This is a genomic window from Vibrio sp. C8 (assembly GCF_054051265.1).
In genome coordinates, this window is the sequence record NZ_JBPAOE010000024.1 from 1 (window position 1) to 15,132 (window position 15,132).

General features: G+C 44.1%; 11 protein-coding genes and 2 tRNA genes. 6 read left to right on the forward strand and 7 right to left on the reverse strand.

Going from position 1 to position 15,132, the window contains the following annotated elements:
• The first annotated feature begins 225 nt into the window (after positions 1 to 225).
• Positions 226 to 1,713 (forward strand): N-acetylglucosamine-specific PTS transporter subunit IIBC, encoded by a 1,488-nt coding sequence (gene nagE / locus ACRQQK_RS14015; RefSeq protein ID WP_457512417.1) that lies wholly within the window; start codon positions 226 to 228, stop codon positions 1,711 to 1,713.
• A 54-nt stretch (positions 1,714 to 1,767) separates the two neighbouring features.
• Here nagE and ACRQQK_RS14020 read toward each other — a convergent pair whose 3' ends face one another.
• Both ACRQQK_RS14020 and ACRQQK_RS14025 read right to left on the reverse strand, forming a co-directional pair.
• Positions 1,768 to 3,054, reverse strand: a complete 1,287-nt coding sequence (locus ACRQQK_RS14020; RefSeq protein WP_457512419.1) for an ATP-binding protein — start codon at positions 3,052 to 3,054, stop codon at positions 1,768 to 1,770.
• The gene (locus ACRQQK_RS14025; protein WP_102987140.1) at positions 3,038 to 3,712 is read right to left on the reverse strand and encodes a response regulator transcription factor; all 675 of its coding nucleotides are present in this window, start codon (positions 3,710 to 3,712) and stop codon (positions 3,038 to 3,040) included. Before ACRQQK_RS14025 ends, ACRQQK_RS14020 begins: the two co-directional genes overlap by 17 nt.
• A 319-nt stretch (positions 3,713 to 4,031) precedes the next feature.
• On the opposite strand from ACRQQK_RS14025, the gene ACRQQK_RS14030 reads away from it, so the two are divergent.
• Positions 4,032 to 4,562 (forward strand): hypothetical protein, encoded by a 531-nt coding sequence (locus ACRQQK_RS14030; protein WP_457512421.1) that lies wholly within the window; start codon positions 4,032 to 4,034, stop codon positions 4,560 to 4,562.
• Between the two features lie 30 nt (positions 4,563 to 4,592).
• Here the strand turns inward: ACRQQK_RS14030 and ilvY are convergent, their stop codons facing one another.
• Complete coding sequence (gene ilvY, locus ACRQQK_RS14035; RefSeq protein WP_457512423.1) at positions 4,593 to 5,483, reverse strand: HTH-type transcriptional activator IlvY; 891 nt, start codon at positions 5,481 to 5,483, stop codon at positions 4,593 to 4,595.
• Between the two features lie 137 nt (positions 5,484 to 5,620).
• On the opposite strand from ilvY, the gene ilvC reads away from it, so the two are divergent.
• Positions 5,621 to 7,105, forward strand: a complete 1,485-nt coding sequence (gene ilvC, locus ACRQQK_RS14040; protein WP_457512425.1) for a ketol-acid reductoisomerase — start codon at positions 5,621 to 5,623, stop codon at positions 7,103 to 7,105.
• Between the two features lie 149 nt (positions 7,106 to 7,254).
• On the opposite strand, the gene ubiK is transcribed toward ilvC, so the two are convergent.
• The 3 genes from ubiK to ACRQQK_RS14055 all read right to left on the reverse strand — a co-directional run bounded on the left by ubiK (position 7,255) and on the right by ACRQQK_RS14055 (position 11,849).
• Positions 7,255 to 7,506, reverse strand: coding sequence for a ubiquinone biosynthesis accessory factor UbiK (gene ubiK, locus ACRQQK_RS14045; protein ID WP_042489818.1), 252 nt, complete (start codon positions 7,504 to 7,506; stop codon positions 7,255 to 7,257).
• Positions 7,507 to 7,623: 117 nt separating this feature from the next.
• Positions 7,624 to 10,731, reverse strand: coding sequence for a multidrug efflux RND transporter permease subunit (locus tag ACRQQK_RS14050; RefSeq protein WP_457512427.1), 3,108 nt, complete (start codon positions 10,729 to 10,731; stop codon positions 7,624 to 7,626).
• An 11-nt stretch (positions 10,732 to 10,742) separates the two neighbouring features.
• On the reverse strand, positions 10,743 to 11,849 hold the full coding sequence (locus ACRQQK_RS14055; protein WP_457512429.1) for an efflux RND transporter periplasmic adaptor subunit: 1,107 nt from the start codon (positions 11,847 to 11,849) through the stop codon (positions 10,743 to 10,745).
• 271 nt (positions 11,850 to 12,120) lie between these two features.
• Between ACRQQK_RS14055 and rep the strand changes: the two genes are divergently transcribed.
• Entirely contained in the window at positions 12,121 to 14,136 is a 2,016-nt protein-coding gene (gene rep / locus ACRQQK_RS14060) for a DNA helicase Rep (protein ID WP_457512431.1), read from the forward strand.
• A gap of 82 nt (positions 14,137 to 14,218) precedes the next feature.
• Here rep and ACRQQK_RS14065 read toward each other — a convergent pair whose 3' ends face one another.
• On the reverse strand, positions 14,219 to 14,620 hold the full coding sequence (locus tag ACRQQK_RS14065; protein WP_042489810.1) for a c-type cytochrome: 402 nt from the start codon (positions 14,618 to 14,620) through the stop codon (positions 14,219 to 14,221).
• Between the two features lie 317 nt (positions 14,621 to 14,937).
• Between ACRQQK_RS14065 and ACRQQK_RS14070 the strand changes: the two genes are divergently transcribed.
• Positions 14,938 to 15,014, forward strand: a tRNA-Arg gene (locus tag ACRQQK_RS14070).
• A 43-nt stretch (positions 15,015 to 15,057) separates the two neighbouring features.
• A tRNA-His gene (locus ACRQQK_RS14075) sits at positions 15,058 to 15,130 on the forward strand.
• Positions 15,131 to 15,132: the final 2 nt, after the last annotated feature.

Here is a 15,132-nt window from a genome sequence, read left to right on the forward strand (position 1 = left end):
TTGAAAGCACCGGTCTTGAAAACCGGCGTACGTTAATAGCGTACCTAGGGTTCAAATCCCTATCTCTCCGCCACATTGCAAAGCCCGCTAGAAATAGCGGGCTTTTTGCTATTTGTCTCTTTTTATCTTTTCTTGTTAGATTAATAAAAATTAATCTGTGCACCACCGCCTCTTAATTATCAATTACGTATCCTTTGTTCTAAATGACAAACAAGAGGATATAACGTGAACATTTTAGGATACTTACAAAAAATCGGTAAAGCACTGATGGTGCCAATTGCCGTACTACCAGCCGGTGGTTTAATGCTTGGTCTTGGTTATGCCATAGATCCGTCGGGCTGGGGCGCAAATAGCCCAATAGCGACAATACTTGTGTATGGCGGCAAGAGCATTATGGATAACCAAGCATGGTTATTCGCTGTTGGTGTTGCTTATGGGTTAGCGAAAGATAATAACGGTGCAGCCGCGCTATCTGGATTACTTGGCCTATTAATTGTAGAAATGATAGTTGGAAACACGGCTGTCATTTCACAGATCACCGGCGTCCCCGTAGCAGAGATGAGTTCTTCAGAGATTGTTGCATCAAAAGCTGCGGTTAGTGCGTTCACGGGGATTATGATGGGGATAGTGGCTGCCACTCTTTATAACCGTTTCCACACTATCAAGTTGCCAGCCGCTTTAGGTTTCTTTGGCGGTAAGCGCTTTGTACCGATCGTAACGTCACTTGCCGCGATATTCTTAAGCATTGTTATGGTTTATGTGTGGCCAGCTGTCTATGGCTCGTTGGTTAACTTCGGTATCTCCATTTCAGAAATGGGAGCGGCGGGTGCAGGCGTTTATGGTTTCTTCAACCGACTATTAATTCCAATCGGTCTGCACCACGCACTGAACCAAGTATTCATCTTTGACCTTGTTGGTATTAACGATATTTCGAAGTTCTGGTCTGGTACTGGAGAACTAGGTGTTACAGGTATGTACCAAGGTGGTTTCTTCCCATTCATGGGTTACGGTCTACCTGCTGCTTGTTTAGCTATGTATCACTGTGCAAAACCAGAAAACAAGAAAAGAGTCGGTGGCATTCTTGGTGCATCAGCATTGACTGCAATTCTAACTGGTGTAACAGAACCTATTGAATTTGCGTTTATGTTTGTTGCTCCTGCTCTATACGTTGTTCACGCTCTACTGGCGGCTCTCTCTTTGTATATTGCAGCAAGTATGCAGTGGTTTGCTGGTTTCACATTTAGCGGCGGATTGATTGACTTCATTCTGTCTTATAACCTACCACTAGCAATTAAGCCGTATATGCTAATCGTCCAAGGTATCTGCTTCGCGTTCATTTATTATGCAGTATTCCGATTTGCAATTGTTAAGTTTGACTTGAAAACACCAGGCCGTGAAGACGTTGAAGCGGTTGAAAAAAGTGAAGCGTCAACCAACGAGAAAGCAGCTCAGTACCTGAAAGCGTTGGGCGGCCATAGTAATCTTACTTCTATCGATTCATGTATTACGCGCCTTCGCTTAACGTTGAAAGACATTTCTGTTGTTGATGAGCGTACGCTTAAAGCTATAGGGGCGATGGGTGTAGTGAAGATAGGTGCGAATAACTTACAGGTAATTATTGGAACAGAAGCCGAAGAAGTGGCTCACTCGATGAAGCTTATTCCAGAGACTCAAGATCTTTCGGATGTAGTAATTCCTAGTTTCTCTGCTTAATTGAATATCAAATTAAGACAAAGGCTAAGTGGTGACTTAGCCTTTTTATATCGATTAGTTATCAAAGTAGAGCCGTGCACGTAGACCTGGATTGTTGTCACGCAAGAACAGGTGTGCGTTATGCAGATTAACGACCGCATCAACCAGAGATAACCCTAGACCATTGCCTGCTTCAGAGCGACTTTGGTCAGCCCGATACATAGGGCGGCAAACATACATTTTGTCGTAGTCAGAAATACCAATTCCAGTATCGGCGATGACAACACCATAGCAGTCTGCAACGATATCAATAGAACCACCGTTTGGGGTGTATTTCACTGCATTTTCCAGCAGGTTAAAAACGGCTCTAAACAGAAGCGAGCGATCTCCGGTAACCACGCAAAGGGTATCTTGCCTGAAGGTTAAGCGTTGTTGTTTTACTTCAGATATAGGGGCAATGAATTCAATGGCGTCTTGGGTTACTTTGCCTAAATCGATGGGTTCTTTACTGATATTGATTTGGCCGCTGTTCAGTTTGGCAATCTCAAGCATGCTATTGAACAGTGACAGGATGAGTTCCAACTCATCATAGCAAGCGGAAATACTCGTTCTTTGGCAGGGCGATAGCTTGTCTTGGTCTAGAATGTCTTCGAAACGTAGTTTAAGCCTCGCCATAGGCGTTCTCATATCGTGAGCTAAACCTATGGTCAGAGATTTAAGGCTAGACTCGTTCTTGGCCATTTGTTCAATCATGAAGTTGAGATGAATGGCTAAAATATCAAACTCATCATCCTGCCGAGAAACCGCTATTTTGACGTTATGCTCTCCGCACAGAACGCGATTCATCGCGTGATTCACTTTTTCCAACCGCTTGAGAATAAGTACGGTGAAAAACAGTGCAGATATGATCATGACGGCAACAGGAAGAATGATCCCAGAGAAGACAATCGGAATGAGGGATTTTCGATATTCTTCAACAGCGGTTTTATTCACCCCGATCTCCAGCTTGAGATTTTTACCGACCAGAATGTTATGCCTGTTTCGCTGCAAATCGATTGGGTAGTAAGAGTGTGGTAATTCGGTTTCGTCGGTTTCAATCAGGTTATAGTAGAAAGGGGTTGTAGCGGAACGCTTGGTTTCTAACAGTTGCCTTACATCTTCTGTGCTCTGTTGGGCTGCAAAGTTGAATTCCAAAATTTCTTCATTGAGTTGTCTGGTGAGCTGTTGACGGTGGAAATTATCTGAATCTCTGTAGACTTGGTGTATCACTATAATGTTGATGAGAGTTACAAGTAAGAACAGACTTACCAATGTTTTAAATACGGATGAACGGGTTAATGCATAATCATCGACGAAGGACATACCCGACTCCTCTCACCGTATGTAAAAGCCCAGAACATCCGGCATCCTCTAGCTTGCGTCGCAGGTTCGCAACATGCACGTCGATGACATTGGTTCTAGGATCAAAATGATAGCTCCAGATATTCTCGAACAGACGCATGCGTGATACGACTTGCTCACTATGTTCTACAAAGTATTGAATAAGTTGGAACTCTTTCGGCTGAAGAATGATTTCCTGCTGATTGCAGGTCACTTTGTGTGCTTTGAGATCGACTTGTAAACAGTGGTAATTAAGAACGTGTTGAGTCGTTTGGGGTCTATGTGTACGGTTGATAATGATGTCGACTCGTGCAATAAGCTCTGCCAATGCGAACGGTTTAATCAAGTAGTCGTCGCTGCCCGCTTGCAAACCATCGACGCGGTCATTGACGCTATCCATTGCACTTAATATCAGTACTGGGAGCTGCTCTTCAGCGGCTTTAATTGCGGCCAGCACTTTCATTCCGTCAAGGTAAGGTAGCATTCTGTCTAGGATGATCAGCTGGTATTCAGAACTTAGCGCCATCATCAGGCCTTTCCTACCATCTTCTGCTTGGTCAACAACATAGCCGTGTTCCGTTAGCCCTTTACTGACAAATTCTCGGGTTGTGCTGTCATCTTCAATGATAAGTATCTTCATAGAATTTCCTTTTTGAGCGCAACTGTACTAACGAAAGGGAAGAAGGGAGTATGAAAAAAGTTGGCTCGCGTGACTAATGCGAGCCAATACGATTTAGGGGGTAAATCGTTAAACATTGCAGCTTTATATATAGGTTGTCGGGCAGAGTGTATGTGAACCTATATTGAGCAGAGATTTTGGAAAGATTAAAGATAGTTAATGATGCACTCAGCTAAAAACTGAAATGTTCACGTCTAAATTGCCGTATTAACTTATTGTGCACAGTGAAACAGATAAGCATGCACAGGGTTTTGATGGCATTTAGAGATTGAGGTTTCCTTTGAATAAGTATTTGGCGTTATTGCTCATCACATTGAGTAGTTCAGCAATGGCATTCAATGATGATGAAGATTTCAGTAAGTTATTCTTTGAAGTTGGATACAGCTGGGTTGAGCCATTGTATGTTGATGGGGATTTTGATCTCGATACAGAAATCTCAAGCGTGTTTAGCCTTGGATATAAAGTCGATGACGCAAGTTGGCTTATGTTAAGCCATCAGGATGTGCTTTCTTATACTTCAATCAGCTATAAACGCAGCATTACAAAGTGGACTTTTGATGAGCAGCGTTTTGTCCCTTACTTCAGTGTCGGGCTAGGTATGGGGAGCGATGAAGTCGGAGATGCCGACATCAATGTCTTTGGTGTAACGGGCAGCTTCGGCGTGGATTACCGAGTGAACTCTGATGTAGAGCTGACCGCTTCTGTTTCGTTAACAGACCAAAGTTTTGAAATTGATAGTAGTACAGAATCAACTTCAACTTACGGTATTTCAAACAGTGTTAACTTTGGTGTGCGAATTTACCCGTTTTAATATCGGCAGCTCTACGTGTAGAGCATGCCTTTACTGAGAAATAAATGTTCCCTCTGCCAGCTCCCATAATGCTCTCACCAATGGGTTATCCAACTGTGATCGTCTGCAACAAACCCCGAGTTGAAAGGGTTTAATCGGAGAGTAGGACAGGCGCTGAATACTGTCTCGCACAGGGCTGTTGTTAATGACAACGTCGGGTGCGATTCCGACACCACAACCTAGCGCCACCATACTGACAATCGCTTCATGACCAGCAATCTGTGCATAGATACTAGGTTTAATTTTCATTTTCTTAAACCAAGTATTGGCACGATCACGGGCGGTTCCTGATTCGGGAACAATAAAAGGAATCTGGTTCCAGTCAGGTTTTTCTTTATGCAGCTCTTCAACCCAACTGCTAATTCCTATCGGCGCAATCACGGAAAGTGGTATTTCACTGATGGTTGTGAACTCCACTTTGGACGGTAAGCTCTCAGGCATGGCGGAAATCGCGATATCCGCTTCATCATTTAAAATCTTATCGATTGCCTGAGCAGGATCACCGGTAAGCAACTTAAATTCGATAAATGGATGTTTAAGCCTGAATGAACTCAGTAGCTGCGGAAGATGACTGTAGCTTGCGGTTACTGAACAAAAGAGACGAATCTCACCTTTGAGTTCATGAACTTGTGCGTTGATTTGAGACTGAAATTGCGTCCAGTCATGAACCATTTTTATTGCAACGGGTAATAACTTTTCCCCTGCAGGAGTCAGTTCTACACTACGGTTATCTCGAATAAACAGCGGGTGCCCAATCTCATCTTCCAACTTCTGTATTTGACGGCTTAATGCTGAAGGGCTGACATGCATGGATGTGGCCGACTTGCTGAAATTCTTACTGTCGCAGATATTGAGAAACAATTTGATGGTTTTGATATTCATGAATCTTTCCATGTTGCATTTATTGCAATAACTAATTGTGAATATATCACTTTCAGCAATTAAATGTCTGCTTTAGTATGAACTCATTCGGTGCATAGCCACCGACCCTACGGAAAGATAATTACAGGAGCACCACAATGGCTAACTATTTCAATACCCTAAATCTACGTGAACAATTGGACCAACTAGGTCGCTGTCGTTTCATGGATCGTGAAGAGTTCGCGACAGAAGCGGATTACCTAAAAGGTAAGAAAGTGGTCATCGTAGGTTGTGGTGCTCAAGGTCTTAACCAAGGTCTGAACATGCGTGATTCAGGTCTAGATGTTTCTTACGCACTTCGCCAAGCAGCAATTGACGAAAAGCGCCAGTCTTACAAAAATGCAAAAGACAACGGTTTCAACGTAGGCAGTTATGAAGATCTTATTCCTCAAGCAGACCTAGTAGTAAACCTAACTCCTGATAAACAGCACACAAACGTTGTTCAAACAGTAATGCCTCTAATGAAAGAAGGCGCTGCACTAGGTTACTCACACGGCTTCAACATCGTTGAAGAAGGTATGCAAATTCGTAAAGACATTACTGTTGTAATGGTTGCGCCTAAGTGTCCGGGTACTGAAGTACGTGAAGAATACAAACGTGGTTTCGGTGTTCCTACTCTGATCGCAGTTCACCCAGAAAACGACCCTAAAGGTGAAGGTTGGGATATCGCTAAAGCTTGGGCTGCAGCTACTGGTGGTCACCGTGCTGGCTGTCTAGAGTCTTCATTCGTAGCAGAAGTAAAATCTGACCTAATGGGTGAGCAAACTATCCTATGTGGTATGTTGCAAGCAGGTTCTATCGTTTGTTACGAGAAAATGGTTGCTGAAGGTATCGACGCAGGCTACGCAGGTCGTCTACTTCAGTTCGGTTGGGAAACTATTACAGAAGCATTGAAGTTCGGTGGCATCACTCACATGATGGACCGTCTGTCTAACCCTGGAAAAATCAAAGCGTTTGAGCTTTCTGAAGAGCTAAAAGAGTTAATGCGTCCACTGTACAACAAGCACATGGATGACATCATCTCTGGTCACTTCTCTAGCACTATGATGGCTGACTGGGCAAATGACGATGCGAACCTTCTAGACTGGCGTGCAGAGACTGCAGAAACTGCATTTGAAAACTACCCAGAATCAAGCGTTAAGATCAGTGAGCAAGAGTTCTTTGATAACGGCATTCTAATGATTGCAATGGTTCGTGCTGGGGTTGAATTGGCATTCGAAGCAATGACTGCATCAGGCATTATCGATGAGTCTGCTTACTACGAATCGCTACATGAGCTTCCACTGATTGCAAACACGGTTGCTCGTAAGCGTCTATACGAAATGAACGTGGTTATCTCTGATACTGCGGAATACGGTAACTACCTATTCGCTAACGTTGCAACGCCTCTACTGCGTGAGAAGTTCATGCCAAACGTAGGTACTGACGTAATCGGTAAAGGCTTAGGCGAAACGTCTAATCAAGTAGATAATGCGACACTCATCGAAGTAAACAGCATCATCCGTAACCACCCAGTGGAATACATCGGTGAAGAGCTACGTGGCTACATGAAAGACATGAAGCGCATCGCGGTAGGTGACTAATAGCAAATTAATGCCAGCCAAACACTAAAAATTCAAAGGCTGGCATAGCGTCATCGCAATAAATATAAAAGCAAACATAACAAGAACAAAAAGGGCTGAGTCGTGAGATTCAGCCCTTTTACTATTTATAGAATTATCGACGAATGGAATTATTTATCAGCCAGTTTGCTTTCCAGCTCAGCTAGCTTTTGTTCCATCTCAGTCAGCTTCTGACGAGTGCGAAGCAGCACTTGAGTTTGTACATCAAACTCTTCACGGCTCACTACATCCAGTTTGTTAAGCTGGCCTTGAATTACTTGGCGAACTTTCTGTTCCACATCCGCACCCAGCTCTTTGACCGGTTGAGGCATTGATTCGTGAATTTGCTTAGCAATTTGCTCGAGTTTCTTTGGGTCAAACATCGGGTTTCTCTCCTATCTTTCTGGTGAACATTCTATTCAATTCGCACCAGAAAGTCGTTAATTGCTGCAATAAAAAAGGCCACAGATGTGACCTTTTGTGATTATGAGAACATGACGTTATTCATGACTCGCTTGTTGCTCTTTGTCAAAACGCGCCAGAGCTTCTAGTTCTTTTGCTTCGACAAATACGGGTAGTGGTTTGTGTTTTTCTGCTAGGTAGCTGTAGATGACTGGCAATACGAACAGCGTGAACAGTGTACCAATAGAAAGACCCGCGACGATAACAACACCGATACTGAAGCGTTGAGCTGCACCTGCACCTGTTGCGTACATCAGTGGGATCAAGCCTGCAATCATCGCAGCGGTTGTCATCAGAATTGGACGAAGACGAACTTTCGCCGCTTCAGTAACCGCTTCAATACGAGATTTCTTATTATGCAGTTGCTCTTCTTTTGCGACTTCACAAATCAGAATACCGTGTTTGGTGATCAGGCCAACCAGAGTAATCAAACCTACCTGAGAGTAGATATTCATGGTTGATGCACCCCAAGCCAACGTAATCAGTGCACCACAAATCGCCAGCGGTACTGATACCATGATGACCAGTGGATCTTTCAATGATTCAAACTGAATAGCGAGAACCAGGAAGATGATAGCTAAAGCTAAACCGAATGTGGCGTAAAGCGCATTACCCTCGGTGACATACTGACGGGCCTCACCCATGTAGTCATGGTTATATCCACTCGGAAGCTTCGTTTGTGCAACATTTTCAAACCAGTTGATTGCATCACCCATTGCGGTACCTGGCGATGGTACTGCGCCAATAGTGGCGGAGTTTAACTGGTTGAAGTGTGGCAGTGAACGAGGTTCTGCAACCACATCAATGCTGATTAAGCTACCTAGTGGTACTGCTTTACCATCAACCGCGCGAACAAAGTAGTTCTTCATCGATTCAGGGTTTAGGCGGTATTTGCGTTCCACTTGTGGGATCACTTCATAAGAACGACCATCTAGGTCAATTCGGTTTACGTAACCGTCTGCCATCATGGTGCCCAGTGTGATACCAATATCTTGCATGGTCACGCCGTAAGCACCGGCTTTATCTTTATCAATATTGATTTTCATCGTTGCTGAGTCGTAATTCAGATCCAAATCTGAATAAACAAACAGTGGGCTCAACTTAACATCGGTCAATATTTCAGTAGCGATGGTAAACAGACTTTCGAAGCTGCTTGGTGTTGTCAAAACAAACTGGATCGGCAGACCAGAACCTGCGCCCGGAAGTTCAGGCATTTGGAATGCAGTCACAGCCATACCCGGAATGTTTTGGATTAACGAGCCCACTCGGTTAGTCACTTCAGCTTGGCTTGCTTCCCGCTCACTCCAAGGCACCATAGATGCGATACCAAACGCTTGGTTTGAGTTTGGAACCCCCGTAAATACCTGAGCAAATTGAACCTCTTTTTGCTCTGACAGAATCTTGTTCACGTCATTCATTGTATTTTGCAGGTAGTCCAAGTTCGCATTTGAAGGTCCTGTACCCATCAGTACTACAACACCTTTATCTTCAGACGGTGCAAGTTCACTTGGGATAAACTTAAACAGCATTGGTAAGCTTGCAAACACGATGAAAGCAAACGCAATGATAACTGGACGACGTTGCATTACCGCGTCCAGCATTCGAGCGTATCTCTCCGTCATGCCGTCTAGGATATGGTGAACCTTTTTCTCAAACTTGCTTGGCTCTTCATTTGCCTTCAGCATTTTTGAACACATCATTGGCGACAGTGTTAAGGCTACTACACCTGAAACAAACACCGCCCCCGCAAGTGTCAAAGCAAACTCTTTAAACAGAGAACCAGTGATCCCTCCCATCATGGCGATTGGAGCGTATACTGCGCCTAGGGTTAATGTCATTGCGATAACAGGCACGGCGATTTCTCGTGTACCAATAATCGCAGCACGGAATGGTGTCTCGCCTAGCTTGATGTGACGGTCAACGTTTTCCAACACAACAATCGCATCATCCACCACCAGACCGATGGCCAGTACCATTGCCAGCAATGTCATCAGGTTCCATGAGAAGCCCATGGACTGCATTACCATCGCAACACCGATCAGTGACAGCGGGATCGTCACAATAGGAATCAGTACCGCACGGAATGAGCCAAGGAACAATGTAATGACGATCAATACAATCAACGCCGCTTCTAAGATGGTTTTAATTACCTCTTGAATCGACTCGTTAATTGCAATAGTAGAGTCATACATCACATTCATTTCAATGTTGCTAGGCAAGTTGCTCTTTAGCTGAGGTAAAAGGTCGAGTACATCGGCAGCAATGTTGATTGGGTTCGCGCTTGGTGCTGCGTTAATTGCAGCAACGACCGCTTCGCGTCCATTAGCACTTGCACGATAAACATCATGACTTTTTTCCAAAGAGACTTTAGCCACATCGCTCAAACGGATGACAGAACCTTCGCCCGTTTTTACGACAAGATTTTTTAGCTCATCCACATTCGATACTTGTGTATCTGCACTGCCGTTATAAAGGACGAACTCACCCGTCGCTTGACCGGTTGCCGATTGGTAGTTATTGGCATTCAATACACCCATGACATCGCTAGCGGTTAGGTTAAGTGCCGCCATTTTTGCAGGATCAAGCCAAACACGTAGCGCGTACTTCATACCACCGTACAAGTCGACTTTGGATACGCCGTTTACGGTAAATAGCTGCGGGTTAATTACACGTTCCAGATAGTCAGTGATCTGGCTGGATGCCAACTCGTCACTGGTGAAACCGATATACAGAACAGCAGTCGTTGAACCTGTCGACATGGTTACTGACGGGTCTTCTGATTCCTTCGGTAGTTGCGAACGCACAGAGTTTGTTTTCGCTAAGATATCCGACAGAGCAGCATTCGGGTCAGTATTGAGCTTCATCATTACCGTAATGGTCGATTTGCCTAATACGGATGACGATGTCATATAGTCAATGTTGTCGGCCTGAGCGATGGCTTGCTCCAAAGGCTGGGTAATAAAGCCTTGGATTAAGTCCGCACTTGCCCCGTAGTAACTGGTTGAAACCGTTACTACTGTATTCGTCATTTCCGGATATTCACTGACCTGCATTTTGAACATCGCTTGCAAACCAAGCAATGCGATCAAAACGCTGATGGATATCGCGAGAACTGGACGTTTTATAAAAACATCAGTAAAGCGCATGAGTCCTCCAATTACAGCATCGGTGTTTGAGCTGGTGGAGTAGTCGCACTGCTTTCTACTACACGAACTTTCGAATTGTTGCTTAGACGAACTTGACCAGAGGTAATCACAACATCACCAATCTCTAGGCCACTAAGTACATGAGCATCTGCACCTTTACGCTCGCCAACTTTTACCACACGTTGCTCTACGCGATCAGCACCATCAACCTTTTTCATCACATAGACACTATCGCCATAGAGAGTAAAGGTTATCGCTGTTTGAGGAACAATCACTTGGTCAATCAACTTAGGTAGAATGATGTTTGCTCGAGCAAACATACCGCTACGAAGAAGACCATCGTTGTTTGGAATATCTGCTTGAACTTGAATTAGGCCACTTTGTACGCTGACAGCAGGTTCAATGGCTGTAATTGAGCCGGTAAAAGAAGCTTCCGGATATGAATCGACAAAAATATCGACCTCTTGTCCTAGAGAAATTCGGGAAATGTCGGTCTGTGAAACGGTAAAGCGTAAACGCATAATACTAGTATCTTCAAGACGCACAATGTCTGTGCCCGGTTGAAGATATTGACCTAAGTAAACATTACGAATACCAACGACACCAGCAAACGGAGCTTTGATTTCACGACGTGCAATGGCTGCTTTTAGGCTTTCAATATCCGCAGACAGAGACAAATAGTTTGCTTCTGCATCATCGTAAGACTCTTTTGAAATCGAACCTTTGGTATACAAGCCTTTGTAGCGTTTGTATTTTGCTTCAGCCGCAGGAAGGCGTGCCTGAGTACTTTTCAGGTTGGCAATTTCCACTTGTGAATCTAGCAATACCAGTGGTTGCTCTGCCGAGACTTGAGTGCCTGATTCAAACATTATCTTGTCAATCACACCACTGGTTTCTGTCGTTAAGGTGACACCTTGGTTGGGTTCAATAAAACCGATAGCTTCAATCACAGGTGTCCAGTCATTAGCTGTTACTTCTGTAACAGTAACAGGAAACTCTGGTTCAGGACGATTTGCCATGTACTCGGCGATTTTCTGTTGCTTGAATAAATTGAAACCAATCACACTGCCAAACAGTAGCACAGCGATCAGTAACATAAAAAAGGTCCACTTTTTCATTCGGCTCAGAGCTCCAAGTTCGTGTTGGATTGATATTTAATTACTTTTAAATCAAAACATTAAACACGTTTGCTAACGAGTAAACCCGAGAAGAGGATTCTCCGCGGGAAAAGGTAAATTCATAATGTGGCGGTATTATGCGCAACGAAGCATTAGTTTTGCAATACACCTGTGCAATAAAATGATAAATAGTTACACTTTTAACTTAGTTGGAATTGATCGCTTATGCGGATTATCATAAGCGGCCTTTATTCATTGATTCGAGAACACTATGAAGCTGAACCCTAGACAAGACGAAGCCGTAAAGTATGTATCAGGTCCATGCTTGGTTTTAGCGGGTGCGGGTTCAGGTAAAACACGTGTAATCACTAACAAAATAGCCTATTTAGTTCAGCAATGTGGTTATAAAGCGCGCAACATTGCAGCGGTGACGTTTACTAATAAAGCGGCGCGTGAAATGAAAGAACGTGTCGGACAGACGTTAGGGCGCCAAGAATCCAGAGGTTTGATGGTTTCAACCTTTCATACCTTAGGTTTGAATATCATTCGTCGTGAGTTTAAGCACCTCGGCTTAAAGGCGGGTTTCTCTCTGTTTGACGATCAAGATCAGTTGGCGTTACTAAAAGAGTTAACGGAAAAGCAGTTAGATGGCGACAAAGACTTACTGCGCCAGTTGATGAGTACCATCTCCAATTGGAAAAATGACATGATTACGCCTGATCATGCTAAAGCGATTGCTCAAGGCGAACAGATGCAGCTGTTTGCTTTCTGCTTTGAAATGTATCAAACCCAGATGCGCGCTTATAACGCATTGGATTTTGATGATTTGATTCTCATGCCTGTGTTGCTATTGCGTGGCAATGAAGAAGTTCGCCAACGCTGGCAAAATCGTATTCGCTATCTTTTGGTCGATGAGTACCAAGATACCAACTCCAGTCAGTATGAATTGGTAAAACTGCTGGTGGGTGAACGCGCACGTCTCACCGTCGTTGGCGATGATGATCAGTCCATCTATTCATGGCGTGGGGCGAAACCACAGAACTTGGTGTTGCTTGGCCAAGATTTCCCCAATTTGAAGCTGATTAAGCTGGAACAAAACTACCGCTCTACTAGCCGTATTCTTCGCGCAGCTAACATCTTGATTGCGAATAACCCGCACGTGTATGAAAAATCGTTGTTCTCTGAAATCTCTGATGGGGAAAAGCTCAAAGTCATTTTAGCGAAAAATGATGAACATGAAGCTGAACGTGTCACTGCAGAAATCATTGCTCATAAGTTTCTTAATAGAACCGAATACAAAGATTATTCAATTTTGTATCGCGGGAACCACCAGTCAAGATTGATAGAAAAGTATCTGACGCAAAACCGGGTTCCGTACAAAATCTCCGGTGGCACGTCGTTTTTCGCTCGCGCGGAAATCAAAGACATCATGGCTTATCTGCGAGTGTTGGTGAACCCAGATGATGACAATGCATTCTTACGCATCGTCAATACACCTCGCAGAGAGATAGGTCCTGCCACACTGGAAAAGCTGGGCAGCTATGCCAATATGCGAGGAAAAAGCTTGTTCGCAGCGAGCTTTGAACTGGGTTTAGAACAACATTTATCAGGTAGAGGTCTTGAGAATTTACAGCGTTTTACCCAGTGGTTGGTAGCGATCGCCGATAATGCGGAACGTGGTAATACGGTTGAGGCGGTACGTTCTCTGGTTCGTGATATCAACTACGAAGATTGGTTGTATGAAACCTCCTCTAGCCCTAAAGCGGCAGAGATGCGCATGAAAAACGTCTCTGATCTTTACTCTTGGATAGTTGCAGACTTAGAAGGTGATAATCCAGATAAAGAAGAGAAAACATTAAAAGAGGTGGTTCAGCGATTGACCCTACGTGACATGATGGAACGCGGGGAAGACAATGATGATAGTGATGCTGTGCAGCTGATGACTTTGCATGCGTCTAAAGGCCTTGAGTTTCCATACGTTTACTTGCTTGGTGCTGAGGAAGGTATTTTGCCCCATCAAACCAGTATTGATGAAGACAATGTAGAAGAAGAACGTCGCTTGATGTACGTAGGTATTACACGTGCACAACGAGAACTGACTTTTATTATGTGTAAGGAGCGTCGTCAATATGGGGAATTGTTGAAGCCGACGCAAAGTCGTTTCTTGGACGAACTTCCGTTCGATGATGTGGAATGGGAAAGCAAGAAAAAGCCGCAATCAGCAGAAGAGCGAATGGCAAAAGGACAAGCACATATTGCTAATTTACGAGCCATGTTCAAGAAATAAATTGTTCGGTGACTGTGGAAATGAAGAAGGGCTTGGTATAAACCAAGCCCTTCTTACATAGAAAGCATTTGATATAGAAAAATTACAAACCTTCAATCATGTGTTCGATTGCTGCAACGATTTCATCGTCAGAACAGTCCATACATGTACCTTTAGGTGGCATCATGTTTAAACCGTTAATCGCATGGGTTTTCAATACATCGATGCCTTGAGCAATACGAGGTGCCCATTGGTCAGCGTTACCTTTGATTGGCGCACCGCTTACTCCAGAGGCGTGACACGCAATACAGAAAGTACCGTAGACTTTCGCACCATCACGAGGGCCTGCAGGTTCTGCAGAAACAGGTTCACTACCAGCTAGGTAAACATCACCAACGGGTTTAATACGTTCAGCAATAGCATCATAATCAGCTTGGCTAGTTGCTAGGGCTGCAGTAGAAAAAGTTAGAGCAGCGAACAATACGCTAAAGAGTGATCGAGACATATCCTATAAACTCACTTTACATTCCGAAGGTAAGTGCTGCTTACCTATTTATATTTAGAGTAGGGGTGATTTTAAGCAACTTAGATTGTTTGTTAAGTTAACTTTGCTGTTAAATCAATGTAAACAGTGAGTGATTATATCCCGATAAGTTGTTGCAATAAACAACAAGTTGCGATCTTCAAGGTCTTAGTCACATCCTTATTGTGGTAATAGCTACAAGGATGTGACGAAAAAGCCATCAAACGGCAAAAAAAGTTGAAAAAATACTAGACGACATAGTGTGAACTACGTATTATTCCACTCCGCCGATAGGGCATGCGCCCGTAGCTCAGCTGGATAGAGCGTTGGCCTCCGGAGCCAAAGGTCGAAGGTTCGAATCCTTTCGGGCGCGCCATCCGGATGCTTGCAGGAGCGTAAGCGAATTGGCAAAAACAGTGGTGGCCATAGCTCAGTTGGTAGAGTCCCGGATTGTGATTCCGGTTGTCGCGAGTTCAAGCCTCGTTGGCCACCCC

Bases quoted from the DNA above. Each gene is read 5' to 3' on its own strand.
- ACRQQK_RS14020 (WP_457512419.1), bottom strand. From the start codon at position 3,054: ATGTCCTTCGTCGATGATTATGCATTAACCCGTTCATCCGTATTTAAA.
- ACRQQK_RS14025 (WP_102987140.1), bottom strand. From the start codon at position 3,712: ATGAAGATACTTATCATTGAAGATGACAGCACAACCCGAGAATTTGTC.
- ilvY (WP_457512423.1), bottom strand. From the start codon at position 5,483: ATGAATATCAAAACCATCAAATTGTTTCTCAATATCTGCGACAGTAAG.
- ilvC (WP_457512425.1), top strand. From the start codon at position 5,621: ATGGCTAACTATTTCAATACCCTAAATCTACGTGAACAATTGGACCAA.
- ubiK (WP_042489818.1), bottom strand. From the start codon at position 7,506: ATGTTTGACCCAAAGAAACTCGAGCAAATTGCTAAGCAAATTCACGAA.
- ACRQQK_RS14050 (WP_457512427.1), bottom strand. From the start codon at position 10,731: ATGCGCTTTACTGATGTTTTTATAAAACGTCCAGTTCTCGCGATATCC.
- ACRQQK_RS14055 (WP_457512429.1), bottom strand. From the start codon at position 11,849: ATGAAAAAGTGGACCTTTTTTATGTTACTGATCGCTGTGCTACTGTTT.
- rep (WP_457512431.1), top strand. From the start codon at position 12,121: ATGAAGCTGAACCCTAGACAAGACGAAGCCGTAAAGTATGTATCAGGT.
- ACRQQK_RS14065 (WP_042489810.1), bottom strand. From the start codon at position 14,620: ATGTCTCGATCACTCTTTAGCGTATTGTTCGCTGCTCTAACTTTTTCT.